Consider the following 18475-nt stretch of genomic DNA (forward strand, 5'->3'; position numbering starts at 1 on the left):
GAAGAGTGCGAAGTGAGCGCCCGGGGCCGCCTCCACCGGCCGCCCCGGGCGCTCCGCGTGCCGTGACCCCTGGCACTGACGCACAGCATAATTGAAAACGATCCCCATTTCCATATAGCCTCCGTCGCGACCGGTACCCGCTGCCGGTACCGCGACCGGTACCCACCCGACTCCCCGACTCACGGAGGCCCGCCACCATGGCCGTACCCAAGCGCAAGCTCTCCCGCAGCAACACCCGCCACCGCCGCGCCCAGTGGAAGGCCACCGCCCCCAAGCTGGTGCCCCTCACCATCGACGGCTCCGTCTACCGCGTCCCGCAGCACCTGGTGAAGGCGTACCAGCGCGGCCTGCTCGACCCGAAGGGCTGACCCGGCCATGACGCACCCCCGGCGGCCCGACCGACTGCCCGGCCAGCTGTCCGACCGACTGCCCGACCGGCTGCCCGTCACGGTGCTCTCCGGCTTCCTCGGCGCGGGCAAGACCACCCTGCTCAACCACATCCTGGGCAACCGGGAGGGCCTGCGGGTCGCCGTCATCGTCAACGACATGAGCGAGGTCAACATCGACGCCGCGCTGGTCCGCAGCGGCGACGCGGCGCTCTCCCGCACCGAGGAGCGGCTGGTCGAGATGACCAACGGGTGCATCTGCTGCACCCTCCGCGACGACCTGCTGGCGGAGGTCGACCGGCTCGCCCGGGCCGGCCGCTTCGACTACCTGCTGATCGAGTCCAGCGGGATCTCCGAGCCGATGCCGGTCGCCGCGACCTTCGCCTTCCCGCGCGACGACGGCGCCCCCCTGGGCGACCTGGCCCGCCTGGACACCATGGTCACGGTCGTCGACGCGGCCGGCTTCCTGCCCGAACTGGCCGGCGGCGACGCCCTGGCCGAGCGCGGCCTGGACCAGTACGAGGACGACGAGCGCACGGTCAGCGACCTGCTCATGGACCAGATCGAGTTCGCCGACGTCCTCGTCCTCAACAAGACCGACCTGGTCGACCCGGCCACCACCGCACGACTTCAGGCCACCCTCGCCCGCCTCAACCCGGCCGCCCGGATCGTCCCCGCCCGGCACGGCCGGTTGCCGCTCGCCGAGGTCCTGGGCACCGGCCGCTTCGACCTGGAACGCGCCCAGCAGGCGCCCGGCTGGGTGCGGGAGCTCAACGGCGACCACGTCCCGGAGACCGAGGAGTACGGCATCTCCAGCACGGTCTTCCGGGCCGGCCGCCCCTTCCACCCGGGCCGCCTCTGGCAGTTCGTCACCTCCGGGATGGACGGCGGCGACTACGGCGACATCCTCCGCTCCAAGGGCTTCTTCCACCTCGCCACCCGGCCCGGCGTCACCGGCCTGTGGTCCCAGGCGGGCGCGGTGGCCCGCTTTGAACCGTCGGGCGTGGACACCGACGCCGACACCGACGGCGACCCTGCCTCCGGCCAGGAACTGGTCTTCATCGGGACCGGTCTGCGCCCCGAGCCGCTGCACGCCGCCCTCACCGCCTGCCTCCTCGCCCCCGGCGAGCCGGTGCCCGCGGCGGCCGACGACCCGTTCCCGGCCTGGGCGGTGCACGGCCTGGACGAGCTCTGCGAGCACGAGCACTCGTACGAGGACGAGATCGGGAAGGGGAACGGCTCCGAAAGTTTTTCGCGCCGGGCGGCAACCCCGCCCCCCGCCGCACGTCGTCTCGGGTGAGGGCGCCCTCGGGCGCCACCCGTTGACGAACTGGAGCAGCCGACCGTGCCGACCGTGAACCCGTCCCGTACCGCGCGCACCTCCCGTACCGTCCGCCACCGCCTGAGCCGTACGGCCGGTGCCGGACTGCTCGCCGCCATAGCACTCACCACCGTCTCGGCGGCCGGCATCGCCCACGCCGCGCCCGCCTCGGGCCCGGCCGCCGCCCGCCCGACGCACGTCCCCACCAACCCCCCGAGTCACAGCACCAACCCCCCGAGCCACAGCGCCACGCCGACCTCGGCCCCCACCCAGCCGCCCGGCCACAGCGCCTCGCCCTCGCCGGCGCCCACCAACCCGCCGGGCCACAGCGCGACCCCGTCGCCGGTCCCGACCCTGCCGCCGGGCCACAGCGCCACCCCCGCGCCCGTCCCCAGCCACCCCGGCAGCCACCCCGCCCCGGCCCAGGACGGCGGCGACCGCAAGCAGCTCGCCAGGACCGGGGCCTCCGGCGCCACCCTCGCGCTGGGCGGCGGCGCGGCCGCCCTGATCGCCGCGGGCGGCGGCGCGCTCTACGCGGTGCGCCGGAAGCGCGCCTGACCCCGCCCGGGCAGACCCGAGGGAACGATGGCCCCCTACGCACCGCACCCGGCCCCGGCACGGTTCGCCCTGCCGGGGCCCCGGCCTGCCGCCTGGCGCCGCCTGCTGCGCGCCGTCCGCCGCGAGTCCCCGCCCCACCCGGCCGCGTCGGTTCACCAACTTCCGCCCACCGCAAGCCAGTTGACGTACGAACGGGCCGACGCGCCACCGCCGGAGCCGCACCGCCCGACCCTCACCGAGCTGTACCACGCCCACCGGCTGAACATGGTCCGGCTGGCCGTCCTCCTCGTCGACGACCGCGCCACCGCCGAGGACGTCGTCCAGGACGCCTTCGCCGCCCTCTACAAGCGCCACGGCGAACGGCTCGGCGACGTCGACAACGCCCTCGCCTATCTGCGGACCGCGGTGGTCAACGCCGCCCGCTCGGTGCTGCGCCGCCGCCGCACCGCCCGCGACTACACCCCGCCGCACGAGACCGCCGCGCCGTCCGCGGAGGAACGGGTGGTCCTCGACGAGGAGCACCGCGAGGTCCTCGCCGCGCTCGGCGGGCTCACCGCGCGCCGCCGCGAGGTGCTGGTCCTGCGCTACTGGGGCGAACTGACCGAGGCGCAGATCGCGGCGACCCTGGGCATCAGCCGCGGCGCGGTGAAGTCCCTGGCCAGCCGCGCCCTGGACGCCCTGGAGAAAATCCTGGAGGAACGGTCTTGAGCACCCGCGACACCGCCCCCGGCGAGGCCGCCGCGGAACGGCCCGTCGAGGACCGCCTGCGCCGCGCCCTCGCCGCCCGCGCCGACGCCGTCGGCATCCGCGACCTCCGCCCGGCGGCGCCCCCGGGCCCGCACCCGCGCCGTACCCGCCTCCCCCGCCCCGCCCTCCTCGGCCGGCTCCGGCCGCGCCGCCTCGCCCTGCCACTGGCCGCCGCGGCGGGCGCCGCCGCCCTCGCCCTCGCCGCCCACCTCGCCACCGCCCCCGAGCGTCCCGCGGCCCCGCCGCTGCCGGCCTCCCCGCCGACGCCGGCCCCGGCCACCCCGCCCCCGGGCACCGCCACCCCGTCGCCGTCCCCGTCCTCCCCGGTACCGTCCACGAAGCCCGGCCACGGCGCCGTCCGCACCTTCCCGCCCCGCCCCGGCGCCCGCCCGACGCCCGACGCCGCGCCGACCGTCCCGCCCGCCCCGAGCCACCGGCCCTCCGGCCGCCCCACCGGCAACCCGGCACGCAGCGCCACCCCCACCCCGCCCGGCGCCTCCTCGCCTCCGCCCACCGGAAGCGCGACGCCCGGCCGCTGACCGACCCGCCCCTTGCCCGCCCCGTCCCCCCTTCCCCGAGAATCGTGCCCATGCCATTCCGGCCTGCACCCGTGTCCCCGTCCCCGCCCCGGTGCGCCCCCGCCACCCGCCGCGCCCGGGCCGTCGCCGTCGCGCTGACCGCCGCGGCCGCCCTCGCCCTCACGGCCTGCCACGACGGCACCGGCTACCGTGCCGAGGTCGGCGGCCGGGCCGTCCCCGTCCCGGCCCTCTCACCCGCCCCCGGCACCGGCGACTCCTGTACGCCCGAGATGCTGCGGTTCCACGCCGGCGCGGAGCCGCACCGCCCCCGCCGCATGCTGCTCACCGTCACCAACATCTCCGACCACCGCTGCACCTTCGCCGCCCAGCCCTACCCCCTGCTGCACTTCGGCGACCGCCACCCGCGCCCCCTGCCGCCGCTCCCGTACAGCCGGCCGCCTGCCCCGGTCGCCCTGCCGCCCGGCGGCACCGCCTACGCCGCGGTGATCACCGCCGCGGCGCCCGGCGGCCCCGGCGGCCGGAGCGCCCCGCACAGCACGGCCGAAAAGACGTCCCAGTTCGGGGTGGCGCTGGCCGCCCGCGCCACCCCGGCGCAGGTCGGCGTGGACGGCCGCGCTCCAGTCCGGGTGGACCCGGAGTCCGCCGCGGTCACCTACTGGCAGCCGAGTCCGGCGGCGGCCGGGAGGTGGTGACCCGGCCCTTGGCCGCGGGCCCGCCCGGTCACCGCAGCCGGACGAACGAGCGATAGCCCGTTCGTGCCGTATCGGCCAGCTCATCACCCACCAATGATCCGCGTTTGCCGCTATTGATCTCCTTTGCTCCGCCGCTTCGCGGCTGCGCCCGGTGCCTTCAGCCCGGTAGGCTTTCCGTGTGATCTTCAAGCGCATCGGAAATGGGCGGCCGTACCCGGACCACGGCCGGGAGAGCACCCGCCAGTGGGCGGACGTCGCCCCGCGCCCGGTACGCCTCGACCAGTTGGTGACCACCAAGCAGCAGCTCGACCTGGAGACGCTGCTCGCCGAGGACTCCACGTTCTACGGCGACCTCTTCGCCCACGTCGTGAAGTGGGAGGGCGACCTCTATCTGGAGGACGGCCTGCACCGCGCGGTCCGCGCGGCGCTCCAGCAGCGCCAGGTGCTGCACGCCCGCGTCCTCGAACTCGACAACTGACGGCTGTCCGCCGCGGTCCCGACATCCAGGGACCATCCCGGCCAATGACGCCACTCGAATTGGCCCACTCGGGTTTCCCTCACACAACGCACTGATCATCTAGTAGGCACGGCAGACGCCCCGCACTACGCTGCGGCCATGAGCATGCTGACGCCTCCAGGCATGGGCGGTAAGTACCGCATCACAGGCGACAGGTACCCGCGGATGCGCCGCCCCCGTCATCGCCGCCGCATCGTCCTCGGCATCGTGGCCGGCGCCTGCGTCCTCGGGCTGATCGGCTGGGGAACCCTGCAGCTCATCGACGTCTTCGGCGGCAAGGGCAGTACGGCCCAGGCCGCGCAGGACAAGAGACATTGCCCGCCCGGCGGCGGCGCGGCCGGCCAGGCCCAGGCCGCCCCGCCGGCCGCGAAACCGCCCGCCCCGGCGTCCCTCACCGTGAACGTCTACAACGCCACCGAGCGCGCCGGACTCGCCCGGCACACCGCCGACGAACTCCAGAAGCGCGGCTTCAAGATCGGAAAGGTGGGCAACGCCCCAGCCGCCTACGACAAGAAGGTCAAGGGCACCGGCATACTCCTGGGCCCCGGCTCTGCCACCGCCGGCCCGCTGAAGGTCCTGGCCACCCAGCTCGCCGGCGCCCAGCAGAAGACCGACGGCCGGCAGACCCCCGACCTCGACCTGGTCATCGGCGAAGGCTTCCAGGCACTCGCCACCCCGCAGGAGGCCGCCAAGGCCCTCGCCCTGCTGAACCGCCCGGCCCCGGGCCGCTCCCCGGCCGCCACCACGTGCTGATCACCACGTACTGGTTTCACCACAAGGGCCCCGCACCGTCACTTGGTGCGGGGCCCTGTGCCATGCCTTCCTCAGCCGGCCGTGCCGTACATCCGGTCGCCCGCGTCGCCCAGGCCCGGGACGATGTAGCGGTCGTCGTTCAGCCGCTCGTCGACGGCGGCGGTGACCACCGTCACCGGCGTGCCGGCCAGCTCGCGCTCCATGACCTCGACGCCCTCGGGCGCGGCCAGCAGGCAGATCGCGGTGACGTCGTCCGCGCCGCGCTTGATCAGTTCCCGGATCGCCGCGACCAGCGTGCCGCCGGTGGCCAGCATCGGATCGACGACGTAGACCTGGCGCCCCGACAGGTCGTCGGGCATCCGGGTGGCGTAGGTGTGCGCCTCGTACGTCTCCTCGTTCCGCACCATGCCCATGAAGCCGACCTCGGCGGTGGGCAGCAGCCGGACCATGCCGTCCAGCATGCCCAGTCCGGCCCGCAGGATCGGCACGACCATCGGCCGGGGGTGCGACAGCCGCACGCCGGTGGTCGCCGTCACCGGCGTCTCGATGTCGACCTGCTCGGTGCGCACATCACGGGTGGCCTCGTAGGCGAGCAGGGTGACCAGCTCGTCGGCGAGCCGCCGGAAGGTGGGAGAGTCGGTGCGCTTGTCGCGCAGAGTGGTGAGTTTGTGCGCCACCAGCGGGTGGTCGACGACGTGGATCCGCATGACATCGACACTAACCGAGCCGCGCGGCCCCGGAGCCCGCCGTGCGCCGCCCACGCTCCGGCACGTGAGCGACATCTCTCACAACCTCGGCACGACGCAGCGTCGAAGACGGCGCGCTGACGCGATGTTTCTGCCACGATTCCGAAGGGGCGGGAAGCAGCGGCGTGCAGCGCCGCCCCGCCCGGCCCGGCACGCCTCTGACCAGTGGGAGAGTCACGGTGTACTTCGCCGCACTGCTCGCGCGCACCGAAGACGGGTGGGAAGCGAGCGATACAGAGCTCGACGATGTGGAAGCGCTGACCGATCTGGCCGACCTGGCCCGAGAGGCAGCGGTCGAAGACGACACGGTGGTGGTCCTCATCGAGCAGGAGGACGCCTGGTTCGGCATCATCCGGGTCGACGGCGAGGAGGATCCACGGGTCTTCGTCTCCAACGCCGCGGTGGCCGCCAGGAGCTCGTACGGCGCGATGCTGACCGACGAACTGCTCGGCCGCGACGACAGCGCTGCCGACGACCTCGACAGCCTCGACCTGGACGGCACCGAGGACGGCGAACCCGAAACGGACCACGACACCGACGACGAGGACGAGGTCTCCACGGTGAGCGGCCCGCTCGGCGACCCCGGCCTGCTGAGCGACCTCGGCGTCACCGAGAAGGAACTGCTCACCCTCGACAGCGACGCCCTCGGCGCGATCGCCGACGCCCTGGGCTGCACGGACCTCCTGGAAGCCGTGCGCTGAGCCCTCCCCCCGCCGGGCCCGTGTTCCGCCCCTGGGCCCGGCCCCGGCCGTGTCCCCGACACTGGGGTCATGACCGTCCCCCCTTCCGCCCCTCTGCCCTCCGCCGCGCCCGACCCGCTGCGCGACCCCTGGATCGCGCCGATGCGCCAGGCTCTGGCGGAGGCCGCCCGCGCCCCCGGGACCGGTGACGTCCCGGTGGGTGCCGTCGTGCTGTCCGCCGACGGCACGGTCCTGGGCACCGGCCACAACGAACGCGAGGCCACCGGCGACCCCACCGCGCACGCCGAGGTCCTCGCCCTGCGCGCCGCGGCTGAGGCCGTCGGAGAGTGGCGGCTGACCGGCTGCACCCTCGTCGTCACCCTCGAACCCTGCACGATGTGCGCCGGCGCGATCGTGCTCTCCCGCGTCGACCGGGTCGTCTACGGCGCCCGCGACGCCAAGGCCGGCGCCGTCGGCTCCCTCTGGGACGTGGTCCGCGACCGCCGGCTGAACCATCGCCCCGAGGTCGTCACCGGCGTCCTGGAGGCCGACTGCGCCGCGCTGCTCACCGCGTTCTTCCGCGACCGCTGAACCCGCGCGGGCCCCGCCCCGCAATCCGATTTCGGCGCACGGGGCCCTTTGGGCTAAGCTCTCTCTCGGTAGCGTGTCCGAGCGGCCGAAGGAGCTCGCCTCGAAAGCGAGTGTGGCGCAAGTCACCGAGGGTTCAAATCCCTCCGCTACCGCCAGAGACACCCCCTGATCTACGGAAACGCAGATCAGGGGGTGTTGTGCGTCGGCTGACGGGGAGTCAGGCGTCAGGGGCGAGTGGGGTGACCTCGGGGGCGGCCAACGGGCTTGCGGGGAGGCCGAGGGCCATGTTGCCGACGTGGGTGAGCGGGGTGCGGTGGGGTGCCGGCAGGAAGGGCGCGGTGAACGGGGCTTCCATGCGGCCGGTGAGGCAGGAGGCCAGGCCCAGGTCGGTGGCGGTCAGGGAGAGGGTCTGCATCAGGCAGCCGGTGTCGCGGTAGATGAGGCTGAGGGCCATGCCCTCGTACTTCCAGGTGGTACGGGCCGCCACGGAGGCGAGGCAGAGGCTGGCCGGGGGCGCGGCGTCCAGCAGCGCGGGGTCGGTGACGGTGCGCTGCTGGAAGGCGGCCAGTTCGTCGGTCCAGGGGGCGAGCCGGTGCAGGGCGTGGGTGAACGGGTCGTAGTGGTAGGCGCCGGCGGGCAGGCCGTCGACGGTCCGGGCCAGGAGGTAGATCTCCAGGCTGTGGCGGGCGCCGCCGGAGGGTGCCGGGCGCTGGGTCTGCTGGTACGCCCGCGGCGCCAGGTGGCCGCGGACCCGTGCGGCACGGTCCAGCAGGGCGGCGAGCAGGGGCAGCGGAACGGGGTCGGGGGCGTAGCCGCGGACGCTGCGGCGCGCGGCCAGGACCTCGGCCAGCGGGCGGCTGGGGGCGTCGGCGCCGTCGGGCAGAGCGATCACCGCGTCGGCTTCGGGGTGGCGCAGGCGGGCCGGCGGCGGGGTGCCCCGACCGGCCGTCGCGTCCGGGCCGAGGCCCGACCGGGCGTGGACGGCGCGCTCGTACGGGGTCCAGCCGGGGGTGGATGCGCTCTCATCCGGGGCTTCCGGGTCGCAGCGCCGGAGGATGCCGGCCGCGGTGAGCCGGGTCAACAGCCTGCGGACGTCGCCGCCGGGGGCCGAGTCCCGCCAGAGTTCGCGGAGTTGGGCCGCGGTCCGCGGGCGGTCGAGCTGGTTGAGGAGGTCGACGAGGGCGGGCTTGGCGGCGAACTTCCGCCAGCTGCCGCAGTCCACGAGGACCGGGCCGCCGCCGTCGGCCCACTCCAGCAGCAGGTCGGGGTTGCGGCGGTAGCGGCAGAGGTCGTCCTCGGGGGCGGCCTGCGGGGTGTTCGGGGCGTTGCGGACCGTGGTCTCGTCCATCGGGTGGTTCCCGCCCTCCGGGTGGTCGTCGGCGGTCGAGGGGAGGGGGTCTCCCCTGCTCGAACAGAGTTGAGAGCTTGGGGAAAGTCGGCGGGCGTCACAGGAACGGCAGCGGCCAGGGGTTGAGTTGGTCCTCCGTCAGGGCGGTGGTGCGGACGCCCATCGCGACCGGGGCCTGGAAGACCCGGGGGCCGCCGCGCCGGTGGAAGTCGCTGCGGAGGGTGAGCGGGCACAGGCCGGGGACCACCGTGCGGACCACGCTGACCCCGCATTCGGCCACGTCGACGGGGGTGAGGTCGACGGCGATCGCCTCGTGGCCGCGGGCGGCGAGCCGGCGGACCGCCTCGTCGACGTCGTCCCGGAGGCCGCCGGCCGGCCGGGCCGCGGGCAGCGGGTGCCGCGGCCCGTCGTCCCAGAAGGCGAGGTGGTGCTGCCGCTCGGGCGCGCAGTAGTAGAGGCAGAACTCGCTCAGGCTGCTCAACGCGGCGTCCGCGGCAGGTACTTCGCCCTCTTCGAGCCAGATGCCGGCGCCGGTCCGGCACAGGCACGCCTCCTCCAGGGCGCCCAGCAGCGCGGTGTGCGGGTCGAGGTCGGCGCGGGCGGCGTGGACGACGACGGGCCGCTCGGCGGTGCCCTCGGCGAAGCGTACGGCGACGGCCGGGATGCCCAGGTCGGTGGTGAGGTCCTTGCAGGTGACGGTGGCGCCCTCGGCGGTGATCCGGTCGACGATACGGCGGGCGGGCCCGTCGGGGAGGCCCGACAGGTCGAGGCTGGGCAGGGTGAGCCGGTTCTCCCAGAAGACCAGGGTGGCGTCGCGTTCGACGCTCTCCATCAGGCCGCTGAGGACGGCGTGGTGGTACGAGCCGCCGGCCGCCAGCCCGGTGGAGATCGGGTCGAACCACGGCTTGTGGGCGCGCGGGAAGCGGTAGGGCAGATAGACCGCGCAGGCCGGGACGTACCGCGGGCGGCCGGTGGTCAGGGACGTCCCCGCCACCCAGTCGATCGCCACGTCGGGGTCAAAGGGCGCGTAACGGCGCTGTGCGGCGTACTCCTTGGCGGAGCCCAGCGGCAGATCGCGCGGGTCGACGGCGGCGTCGCCGAGGTCCGCGAGGGTGGCGCGGACGAGCCGCTCGGGGTCGTACACCCCGGCCGCGTACCGCTCCATGGTCTCGCCCACCGCGCAGACCCGGGCGTTGACCGGGTCGCTCTTCACCGCCCCGCCGCGGGCCTCGGCGGCCACCGGGGAGAACCACGTGGTGGTGATCATTCCGGCGGTCCGCGCGTACGTGGTGCCGCCGGCCGGCTCGTCCACCCGCAGTTCGGGCACCAGTCCGGTCAGCGGGTCGACCGCGCCGCGCATCAGCCGCCAGCTCTCCCGCGCGTCGACGGCGGCCGTCTCGTCCCGTTTGGGCGGTACGGCGGCGGTGCCGCACGCGGGGCAGCCGGGGGTGTGGAAGAGGGTGTGCGGGGTGCGCTCCCAGGTGGCGTGGTCGAGTTCGGTCAGCTCCGGGGGCCCGGCGGGCGCCTCGGGGGCGGCGAGCGCGGTGAGCACCGCGTGGGCCACCGCTCCGGCCGCGACGGCGGTGGTGGGCCATGCCTCGCTCTCCGCCGCGCCCAGCAGCAGGTCCAGCGGCAGGCCGGCCACCGGCTGCCAGGTGTGGTTGGCCCGGATACGCCGCACCAGGCAGACCGGGCAGGGGGTGCGCGGCGGGGTGAGGGTGGCGAGCAGCAGCCGGGTCGGGGTGCTCAGGTACGTCACCAGGGGCGTGCCGCGGTCGAGGACCAGGCCGGTCCAGCGCCGGAGTTCGTCCTCGGGCAGGCCCAACGGGAGTACGGCGGCGCCGGGTTGGCCGTCCCGGTCGGCGGCCGGTGCGGTGCGCAGGCCGGCCCGGGTGAGGAGGTTGACGACCTCGGTGGCGAGCGGGCCGGTCCCGGCGACCGCGACCGGGCGGGCGGACCGGCCGGCGCCGTCCCCGTAGAGCGGGTGCGGCAGCCGCCCGTCCCCGGGGTGGGCCAGGCCGCGGGCGCGCAGCCCCTTGGCCACCCGCTCGGGCACCGCGTCGAGGGCGACCGTCCCGTGTTCCGCGTCGTCGGTGGGCAGCTGGACGGGGACCCGCAGGGTGCCGGTGCTGGCGCAGACGTAGAGGTGCGCGCCGCGGGCGACGAGCCGGACGTCGCGGCGGAGGGTGAGCGGGGTGGTGGGCCGGGGGGTTTCCAATGCTGTCCGCCTTCTCGGAGCCGTGGGCCGTGGGTGGGGCGCGGAAGTGCCTCCCGGCCGGCTCGCCGAGCCCGGCCGGGAGGCACGCCGTGTCGTTACTCCGCCGACTCCGAGTCGTCGTATTCGGTGACGAAACAAAGGCAGCTGTGGCCGGCGAAAGCCGTCTCCGACTCCGGAATGGCCATCTCCTCGAACAGTTCGTCTTCCTCGGTCATGCGGATTTCCCCTTTCCGTTTCCATGGATTTTTCGGTTACCCGTGAGTCACACCCGCCAACGCTTCGGGTGAGCGCTCGGCGTCCATTGCGGCGGATTGCGGCAATCCCCGTCAAGAAAAACCCTATGAAATGACTCAATGCCTTATTAGCACGAGAGTGCGACGGAATCCCCGGCGTCCTGTTTTCGCCGCTGAGCTGCGACTTCCGGAAACAGGCGGAACGGCTCACGGCAACCCTCGCCTACGCAAGCACGCGAACCGGCCCCAGGGTCGCCGACCACCACTTTCCAGTCACCTCCCCGAAATCCCGCGGGATTCCGAACGGAAAACGAAAGCGGGGGCGACCGGAGCCCTTTGCAGGCCCCGGCCGCCCCCGCGGAGCGCAGACGGCGCGGACGACGCGGACGGAATTGGCGCGATCCGTCAGCCCCGGCGGCGGAAAGCCTTCCGGATGAAGTGCACGATCAGCCAGATCAACAGGATCACGATGACAATGATCACCACGATGATCACGATCAGGAAGATACCGAGCTTCTTGAAGAAGCCCATCTTCTTTTTCTTCGGCTTGTCGTGGGACGTGAAGGCCGCCTGGTGCATGGCGTGGTGGTTGCCGCTGTGGTGCCCCAGCTTCATGGCGGCGGCGGGGGCCGCCTCGCTGCGCACGGCGGCGGTGTCGGCGGCGGCCGTCCGCGCATCCGGCGCGGACTGCGCGGCGGCCACGGCGGCCGGGCGGGCCGCGGCGGCGTCGGCCAGGCCGGCGGCGGCCGCCGGACCGGCCGCGGCGGCCAACAGGCCGAACAGCAGCGCCAGCACGACGGCCGGACGGCGGCGCGCGACGGCCCGGCGGCCGGCTGCCTGCGGCGAACCGGACTGCCGGTGCGCGGAGTTCATGGTTGTGGATCGCATGGGTCGCTTTTCCCCTTGTACGGTGTGTTCAGCCATTATGGGCAGGGGCGGAAACCCCGGCGGACGTCTCAACCTCCATCAGGGAGGCGCTGTGCCGCTCCTCCTCGAAGGCCGCGCGGCCGCCCCGCAGCCCGAACAGCCGCTTGGCGAGCGCGATATAGAGGACCGCGAGAATGTTCACGACCAGGGTGGCGATCTTGAGCCAGCTGACCTTCTCGGTGAGCTCGTAGATCTCCAGCGGCAGGAACGCGGCGGTCGCCACCACCGTCAGATACTCCGCCCAGCGCTTGGCCCGCCACAGGCCGACGCCCTCGACGATCTCCACCAGTGCGTAGAGGAGCAGCGCCCCGGCGACCAGCATCAGGGTGGAGTGCTGGTAGCCGAAGGTCTTGCGGATGGTGTCGACGACCGGGGAGTGGTCCAGGTCGTAGTGGAAGTGGGCGGCCACCGGGCGGACCACGTCCAGGTTCTTGTCGAAGAACTGGCGGACCGCGTCCTGGCTGTTGCTGAACTGCCACACGGCGAGCGCCGCCAGCACGATGAAGACGCCGCGCACCGCCCGTTCCACGGCCAGGAACCGCAGGAGGAACAGGTCCCGCAGGACCTTGCCGCGCGGGACCAGCGGGGCGTCGGCCGCCGGGCCGGAACCGTGCGGCTCGCCGAGCACGAAGTCGCCGCAGCGCAGACAGCGCCAGGCCGGGCCGAGGGCCGTACCGGCGTGCAGTTTCGCCTGGAGGTGCTCCTCGTGCGGAAGGTAGGTGATGTGTCCGCGCCGCGCGCAGGTGCGCCGGTTCCAGTCGATTTTCATCGTTGGAGCCCTGTTTTCCTCTCGTCGTCCCGCGCGGGCCGCTCCGTCACGGCGGTCGGCCGCCGCGGCGCGGGCCCGCGCTCCATGCCGACCGATTGTCGCGTACATGCGGATCTCGTCGGCGGACGGGGATGCCTTACGAGGAGAGGGACGAGAAGAAGAGGCCCGAGGTTGCCGGAAGTCGGCGCGGACCGGTGGCGCGCGCCCGGCGCACGGGGCGCGGCGGCGCAAAACGGGGGAATTGGACGAGGGAGGCGGACCCGGGGGACGGACCGCCTCCCCCGATGAGAACCGGGCCCTGATGTCCACGGCGCGCGGTCAGGGGAGCACGCGGCGCGGACCCCGCAGTGAGGCCCTGTCCCGGGGCCCCGCGGATTCCTGCCAGATCCGCCGGGCCTCGTGCCTCCATCCTGCCGCCCGCGGACCGCCCCAACAGCCAGGCGAAGGGCCCTCCTTGGCGGGCCTTTGGTCCATAAGCCCCGCGTGAAGGACAGAGCCGGACGGACCGCCGCACCTCCCCGCTCGAACACCTGTGGTTACACTCGCCCGACCGCACCGGGAGCCGGGGCGGCCACCGGGCCCGCACGCCCGGGAATGCCACACGCGCACTGGGAACCTGCCGCAGGGGGAGACGGAACTGATGGCGACAGCGAAGAAAGTCGCGTTGTACGTGATCGTCGTCTTCGTGCTCTGGACGATCATCGCCACCCCCAAGCGGGCCGCCGGGCTCGTCCAGATAGGCTTCGAGGGCATCTCGACCGCCGCGCAGAGCGTCGGCGAGTTCATGACCCAGCTCATCAGCTAGGGCGCCGCCGGCCCGCCGGGACGGCCGCGCATCGTCCCGCCGCACGGAGGCCGCAGTGATCCGCCACCTGGTCCTGTTCAAGCTCAACGACGGCGTCTCGCGCGACGAGGAGCGGGTGCGGGCCGGCGTACGCGCCTTCGCCGCGCTGGAGAAGGAGATCCCGGAGCTGATGTCCTGGGAGTGCGCCTGGAACATCACCGACCGCCCGATCGCCTACGACTTCGCGGTCAACTCCGCCGTCGCCGACACCGACGCCCTCCAGCGGTACCTGGAGCACCCTGCCCACCAGGCGGCTGCCGCCCAGTGGCGCGAATTCGCCACCTGGGTGATCGCCGACTACGAGGTCTGACAGCGGGCGCCGGCCGCACCCCCGCACCCGTTCCGCCCCCGTCGCGCAGGCGGGGGCTTCGCCATGCGCCCGCGCCCCCCGCCGCGCCCCCTCGCGCACAAGCCCCGTACGCCGCCAACTCTCTCTTCAACACGGCGTTATGGGGTGCTTGCACACAGTGCACATGTCTTGTGATGCTATGACCGCTTTTGCCGGATACATGCGATACGCGAAACATGCTGCGACAAATGCACTGTGAAGGGTGGCGTGACCGTGACGGCCCGTACTGCGCCCAAGGCACCTGCCCGCGAGAGCCGCAGCGCGGACACCCGGGCCCTGACGCAGGTGCTCTTCGCCGAGCTGGCGGGCCTGGAACCCGGAACCCCCGAGCACTCCCGCGTCCGTGCCGCACTGATCGAGGCCAACCTCCCCCTGGTCCGCTACGCGGCCGCCCGCTTCCGCAGCCGCAACGAGCCGATGGAGGACGTGATCCAGGTCGGCACCATCGGCCTGATCAACGCCATCGACCGGTTCGACCCGGAGCGCGGCGTCCAGTTCCCGACCTTCGCCATGCCCACCGTCGTCGGCGAGATCAAGCGCTACTTCCGGGACAACGTCCGCACCGTCCACGTCCCGCGCCGCCTCCACGAACTGTGGGTACAGGTCAACGGCGCCACCGAGGACCTCACGGTGCTGCACGGCCGCTCCCCCACCACCGCGGAGATCGCCGAGCGGCTGAAGATCGGCGAGGACGAGGTGCTGGCCTGCCTGGAGGCCGGCCGCTCATATCACGCCACTTCTCTGGAGGCCGCACAGGAGGGCGACGGCCTGCCCGGCCTGCTGGACCGCCTCGGATACGAGGACCCCGAGCTGGCCGGCGTCGAGCACCGGGACCTCGTCCGACACCTGCTCGTCCAGCTCCCGGAGCGCGAGCAACGCATCCTTCTGCTGCGTTACTACAGCAATCTGACGCAGTCCCAGATCAGCGCGGAGCTCGGGGTTTCGCAGATGCACGTCTCGCGGCTGCTGTCGCGAAGCTTCGCCCGGCTGCGATCCGCAAACAGGATCGACGCCTAACCGGCACGGGCGACTCGTTCCCCCGCATCCTGCACAGATATGTCGACAAGGCGCTACAGCGCGTTGCCGACATGTGACATTCTGCAGGAACCGCGTTTGCCGTGGTGCTGCCTCCGGTATTCAGGTGGAGGTATACCTCCTCGGTCCGCCCTGGGCCGGGGACGCCGCAGCGACCCGTCCGCGACCTCAAGGGGGTGGCATGTCCGTAGAACTGGGCAGCTCGAAGGTGCTTCCCGCGATTCCCGCGCCGGCACCACACGTGCATGACGACATCGACGCCATCAACACCCGCTCGCTCTCCCGGTCCCTGTTCCTGCGGCTCGCCACGCTCGACAAGGACTCCACGGAGCGCGCGTACGTACGCGACACACTCATCGAACTGAACCTCCCGCTCGTGCGGTACGCCGCCGCGCGCTTCCGCAGCCGCAACGAGCCGATGGAGGACATCGTCCAGGTCGGCACCATCGGCCTGATCAAGGCCATCGACCGTTTCGACTGCGAACGCGGGGTGGAATTCCCGACGTTCGCGATGCCGACGGTGGTCGGCGAGATCAAGCGCTTCTTCCGCGACACGTCCTGGTCCGTGCGCGTACCGCGCCGCCTCCAGGAGCTCCGGCTGGCCCTCACCAAGGCCAGCGACGAGCTCTCCCAGAAGCTCGACCGCTCCCCGACGGTGCCCGAACTCGCCCTGTGCCTCGGGGTGTCGGAGGAGGACGTCGTCGACGGCCTGGCGGTGGGCAACGCCTACACCGCCTCCTCGCTGGACTCCCCCTCCCCCGAGGACGACGGCGGCGAGGGCTCCCTCGCGGACCGCCTCGGCTACGAGGACAGCGCCCTGGAGGGCGTCGAGTACCGCGAGTCCCTCAAGCCGCTTCTGGCCAAACTCCCGCCCCGCGAACGCCAGATCATCATGCTCCGCTTCTTCGCCAACATGACGCAGTCCCAGATCGGCGAGGAGGTCGGCATCTCCCAGATGCACGTCTCCCGACTGCTCACCCGCACGCTGGCACAACTCCGGGAAGGGCTGATCTCGGACTGAGGAACGGTCCGCCGAGGGACAGCCGGCGACAGCCGACCCGGGTCGCTCGGCGGACAGCAAGAGGAGACGGCACCGCACTGCCGTGCCCTCCTTTTTCCGTTTCCCGTCTCCCGGCCACGGCCGGCCCGCGCTCCACACACCACGCGCCACGCACCATCCACGCACCACCACCACTTCACACTTGACGTTCCGTCAGACACACTGGCCCCCGGCTACCGCTGGAGGTGCTCCACGATGCGACGGACGACGACCGCTGTCTCCGCCTCGGCGGCCGCACTCTTCCTGGGCGTTCTCCTCACCGGCTGCGGCGACGCGCCCCGCTCGGGCTATGCCGCGGTGGGCGCGGCAGACCCCTCGGACGGAACCGCGGCGACGAAGCCCGCACCCCCACCGGGCGGCGTCGAGCTCGCGCCCCTGGACGGCAACCGCGCCGATGACGGCACCGGTCACTCCGGCCACCCGGGACCCACCACCCCCTCCGTTCACCGCGACCCGGCTGACCCAGCCCCCTCCGCGGGCGCCACGGGCAGCCCCTCGCCCGACGTCCCGGCCACCCCACCGCGCGACGCCGCCAGCCCCAACACCCCGTCCGTGCCCGGCGGTTCGCCCAGCCCCCAGCCCAGCGGCTCCCCTGCCCCCCGGCCGCCCTCCCCCACCATCCCGGCCGGCCCGGGCGCGCCGCCCGGCCTCCTGGTGGGTGAGCCCGCGGTCGCCGACACCGACGTCCGCTGGTGCCAGCAGCTCACCCTCCACTTCCTCAACACCGGCGACCACCCGGTCACCGCCGGCACCGTCACCTTCGGCAGCCACGTGATCGGCCCCCTCGGCATCGACTGGACGACGATCGACTCCACCTACCGGCTCCCACTCCCCCTCGCCCCGGACAAGCCGACGACCGGCCGCTGGCGGGTGTGCGTGGACGCCTGGCGGGTGCCGCTGGGGATGCGTCTGGACACCCGGGATACGCGGTTCACATGGAGTGCGGAGAGGTGATCAACCGGCCCTAGGGCGCTCCAGTGAGTCAAGATCGGACAGATCCTGGCTCTCCACCCACACGTGCGGCCCGTCGCTGTCAACGGTCAGGCCGAGGTGGCCGAGACCGGGTCGGCCCTGCTCCCGCCACCAGACGTACGCGGCCTCGGCCTCGTCCCACAGCCGGCGATCGTCTCGTCCAGCGTGAGCGTCGTGGCGCTGCGCTCGGGCCGCTTCGGCGACGAACTCCCGGAGGGAAGAGCGCGTTGGAGTGGCGCCCTTCCAACTCGCCGCTCACTCTGGCGTGTTACCCGTATCTGCGGTTACCGCTACACGAGAACGGCTGCCCGCCTTCCCCGGATATGGGCCGGGGAGACGAGCCCCCCTTCGCATCCGAGCGGCCTGTAGGTTCCCTCGTTTCGAGGCCAACTGGCCACGAAAACAGTGATTATTCGTGGCCGGCGAGCTAGGGCGAGGCGAGATCTTCCCGTCGCATGGCCCATCCGAGGCAGTGTGCGTCACGGGGCACGGCTGAGCGCGTTCAGTCGTCAGGCGAGGTCGGTGTCCCGCCTCCATGACTGCGAGAGCGGCTCTTCAGCCGGTAGCCGGGGTCGTTGACGAGGAAGCCGGCCCGGATGGAAGCGAGCCGAGCAGTGCGGCGGTGCACTCCTCAGCGAGGTCCTCGGCATGGGCAGGGAGGGGCGTGCCGGCCCGAAGGTGGCGGCGGACCAGTGAGAGGGGCAGATCGACCAGGGCGAGAGCGACACGTTCGGTGGCCTGGGGGCCCTCGGCGCCCAGGGCTTCGGTGAGGGATGCGAGGGCGGTGCGCACGCGCTGGTTGCCGCGGTCCGCGCGGCGGATGTGTTCCTCGGACCAGTCGGCGCGCCCGAAGTCCTGGGCGCCGTAGAGGAGGAGAGCGGCTTCCTCCGGGTGGGCGCGGCTCCAGGCGATGACATGGCGCGCCCCTGCGCATCCCGCCCGCCGTGCGTCGGCGTGCGCTTCGAGGGCCTTGAAGTAGCCCTCCTGGAAGCTCTCGACCGTGCGCAGCCACACCTCGGCGAGTAGCGCCGTCCGTCCGGCGAAGCGGTGGTACACCGAACCGCTGGGGGCTCCTGCCTCTTTGGCGACTGCGGACATGGTCACCCCGGCCGGGCCCGATGCCGCGGCTTGTCGCACGGCGGCATCGAGAAGTTGGTTCGTGTCGAAGCGGGGTGGCCTGGCCATGGACT

22 protein-coding genes and 1 tRNA gene are annotated in these 18475 nt (G+C 73.1%); 16 read left to right on the forward strand and 7 right to left on the reverse strand.

The window, feature by feature from the left end:
• The first annotated feature begins 197 nt into the window (after nucleotides 1-197).
• From rpmF to ACRAS8_RS17075, 8 genes are all read left to right on the forward strand, one after another.
• On the forward strand, nucleotides 198-368 hold the full coding sequence (rpmF, locus tag ACRAS8_RS17040; RefSeq protein WP_438486890.1) for a 50S ribosomal protein L32: 171 nt from the start codon (nucleotides 198-200) through the stop codon (nucleotides 366-368).
• 7 nt (nucleotides 369-375) lie between these two features.
• A complete protein-coding gene (locus ACRAS8_RS17045; protein ID WP_438486891.1) occupies nucleotides 376-1686 on the forward strand; it encodes a GTP-binding protein in 1311 nt (436 codons plus the stop codon).
• 45 nt (nucleotides 1687-1731) lie between these two features.
• A complete protein-coding gene (locus ACRAS8_RS17050; protein ID WP_438486892.1) occupies nucleotides 1732-2265 on the forward strand; it encodes an LAETG motif-containing sortase-dependent surface protein in 534 nt (177 codons plus the stop codon).
• A gap of 27 nt (nucleotides 2266-2292) precedes the next feature.
• Entirely contained in the window at nucleotides 2293-2973 is a 681-nt protein-coding gene (locus tag ACRAS8_RS17055; RefSeq protein WP_438486893.1) for an RNA polymerase sigma factor, read from the forward strand.
• On the forward strand, nucleotides 2970-3551 hold the full coding sequence (locus ACRAS8_RS17060) for a hypothetical protein (RefSeq protein ID WP_438486894.1): 582 nt from the start codon (nucleotides 2970-2972) through the stop codon (nucleotides 3549-3551). Before ACRAS8_RS17055 ends, ACRAS8_RS17060 begins: the two co-directional genes overlap by 4 nt.
• 50 nt (nucleotides 3552-3601) lie before the next feature.
• Nucleotides 3602-4243, forward strand: coding sequence for a DUF4232 domain-containing protein (locus tag ACRAS8_RS17065; protein WP_438486895.1), 642 nt, complete (start codon nucleotides 3602-3604; stop codon nucleotides 4241-4243).
• 178 nt (nucleotides 4244-4421) lie between these two features.
• Nucleotides 4422-4721, forward strand: a complete 300-nt coding sequence (locus ACRAS8_RS17070; protein ID WP_016572550.1) for a type II toxin-antitoxin system VapB family antitoxin — start codon at nucleotides 4422-4424, stop codon at nucleotides 4719-4721.
• Nucleotides 4722-4859: 138 nt separating this feature from the next.
• Nucleotides 4860-5513 carry a LytR C-terminal domain-containing protein gene (locus tag ACRAS8_RS17075; protein ID WP_438486896.1) on the forward strand — a complete coding sequence of 218 codons (654 nt, stop codon included), beginning with the start codon at nucleotides 4860-4862 and terminating at the stop codon, nucleotides 5511-5513.
• A gap of 71 nt (nucleotides 5514-5584) precedes the next feature.
• On the opposite strand, the gene upp is transcribed toward ACRAS8_RS17075, so the two are convergent.
• Nucleotides 5585-6220, reverse strand: coding sequence for a uracil phosphoribosyltransferase (gene upp / locus ACRAS8_RS17080; protein WP_438486897.1), 636 nt, complete (start codon nucleotides 6218-6220; stop codon nucleotides 5585-5587).
• Between the two features lie 218 nt (nucleotides 6221-6438).
• On the opposite strand from upp, the gene ACRAS8_RS17085 reads away from it, so the two are divergent.
• The 3 genes from ACRAS8_RS17085 (at nucleotide 6439) to ACRAS8_RS17095 (ending at nucleotide 7685) form a co-directional block, all read left to right on the forward strand.
• Nucleotides 6439-6960, forward strand: a complete 522-nt coding sequence (locus ACRAS8_RS17085; RefSeq protein WP_438486898.1) for a tRNA adenosine deaminase-associated protein — start codon at nucleotides 6439-6441, stop codon at nucleotides 6958-6960.
• Between the two features lie 69 nt (nucleotides 6961-7029).
• Nucleotides 7030-7530 carry a tRNA adenosine(34) deaminase TadA gene (gene tadA, locus ACRAS8_RS17090; RefSeq protein ID WP_438486899.1) on the forward strand — a complete coding sequence of 167 codons (501 nt, stop codon included), beginning with the start codon at nucleotides 7030-7032 and terminating at the stop codon, nucleotides 7528-7530.
• Between the two features lie 67 nt (nucleotides 7531-7597).
• Nucleotides 7598-7685, forward strand: a tRNA-Ser gene (locus tag ACRAS8_RS17095).
• A gap of 62 nt (nucleotides 7686-7747) precedes the next feature.
• Here ACRAS8_RS17095 and ACRAS8_RS17100 read toward each other — a convergent pair.
• From ACRAS8_RS17100 to ACRAS8_RS17120, 5 genes are all read right to left on the reverse strand, one after another.
• Nucleotides 7748-8878, reverse strand: coding sequence for a SagB/ThcOx family dehydrogenase (locus ACRAS8_RS17100; protein WP_438486900.1), 1131 nt, complete (start codon nucleotides 8876-8878; stop codon nucleotides 7748-7750).
• A 97-nt stretch (nucleotides 8879-8975) separates the two neighbouring features.
• The gene (locus ACRAS8_RS17105; RefSeq protein ID WP_438486901.1) at nucleotides 8976-11096 is read right to left on the reverse strand and encodes a YcaO-like family protein; all 2121 of its coding nucleotides are present in this window, start codon (nucleotides 11094-11096) and stop codon (nucleotides 8976-8978) included.
• 95 nt (nucleotides 11097-11191) lie between these two features.
• Nucleotides 11192-11311 carry an azolemycin family RiPP peptide gene (locus tag ACRAS8_RS17110; protein ID WP_430371581.1) on the reverse strand — a complete coding sequence of 40 codons (120 nt, stop codon included), beginning with the start codon at nucleotides 11309-11311 and terminating at the stop codon, nucleotides 11192-11194.
• 423 nt (nucleotides 11312-11734) lie between these two features.
• Nucleotides 11735-12217, reverse strand: a complete 483-nt coding sequence (locus tag ACRAS8_RS17115; RefSeq protein WP_438486902.1) for a hypothetical protein — start codon at nucleotides 12215-12217, stop codon at nucleotides 11735-11737.
• A gap of 28 nt (nucleotides 12218-12245) precedes the next feature.
• On the reverse strand, nucleotides 12246-13025 hold the full coding sequence (locus ACRAS8_RS17120; protein ID WP_438486903.1) for a DUF2127 domain-containing protein: 780 nt from the start codon (nucleotides 13023-13025) through the stop codon (nucleotides 12246-12248).
• A gap of 640 nt (nucleotides 13026-13665) precedes the next feature.
• Between ACRAS8_RS17120 and ACRAS8_RS17125 the strand changes: the two genes are divergently transcribed.
• The 5 genes from ACRAS8_RS17125 (at nucleotide 13666) to ACRAS8_RS17145 (ending at nucleotide 17267) form a co-directional block, all read left to right on the forward strand.
• Nucleotides 13666-13830 carry a hypothetical protein gene (locus ACRAS8_RS17125; RefSeq protein WP_438486904.1) on the forward strand — a complete coding sequence of 55 codons (165 nt, stop codon included), beginning with the start codon at nucleotides 13666-13668 and terminating at the stop codon, nucleotides 13828-13830.
• A 55-nt stretch (nucleotides 13831-13885) separates the two neighbouring features.
• Nucleotides 13886-14179, forward strand: a complete 294-nt coding sequence (locus ACRAS8_RS17130; protein ID WP_438486905.1) for a Dabb family protein — start codon at nucleotides 13886-13888, stop codon at nucleotides 14177-14179.
• 246 nt (nucleotides 14180-14425) lie between these two features.
• Nucleotides 14426-15235, forward strand: coding sequence for an RNA polymerase sigma factor SigF (locus tag ACRAS8_RS17135; protein WP_067348793.1), 810 nt, complete (start codon nucleotides 14426-14428; stop codon nucleotides 15233-15235).
• 199 nt (nucleotides 15236-15434) lie between these two features.
• Nucleotides 15435-16274 (forward strand): RNA polymerase sigma factor SigF, encoded by an 840-nt coding sequence (locus tag ACRAS8_RS17140; protein ID WP_438486906.1) that lies wholly within the window; start codon nucleotides 15435-15437, stop codon nucleotides 16272-16274.
• A gap of 234 nt (nucleotides 16275-16508) precedes the next feature.
• The gene (locus ACRAS8_RS17145; RefSeq protein ID WP_438486907.1) at nucleotides 16509-17267 is read left to right on the forward strand and encodes a hypothetical protein; all 759 of its coding nucleotides are present in this window, start codon (nucleotides 16509-16511) and stop codon (nucleotides 17265-17267) included.
• A gap of 573 nt (nucleotides 17268-17840) precedes the next feature.
• On the opposite strand, the gene ACRAS8_RS17150 is transcribed toward ACRAS8_RS17145, so the two are convergent.
• Nucleotides 17841-18470, reverse strand: coding sequence for a TetR/AcrR family transcriptional regulator (locus ACRAS8_RS17150; protein WP_438486908.1), 630 nt, complete (start codon nucleotides 18468-18470; stop codon nucleotides 17841-17843).
• Nucleotides 18471-18475: the final 5 nt, after the last annotated feature.

The organism is Streptomyces sp. S186 (genome assembly GCF_051603415.1).
Taxonomy (GTDB): Bacteria; Actinomycetota; Actinomycetes; order Streptomycetales; family Streptomycetaceae; genus Streptomyces.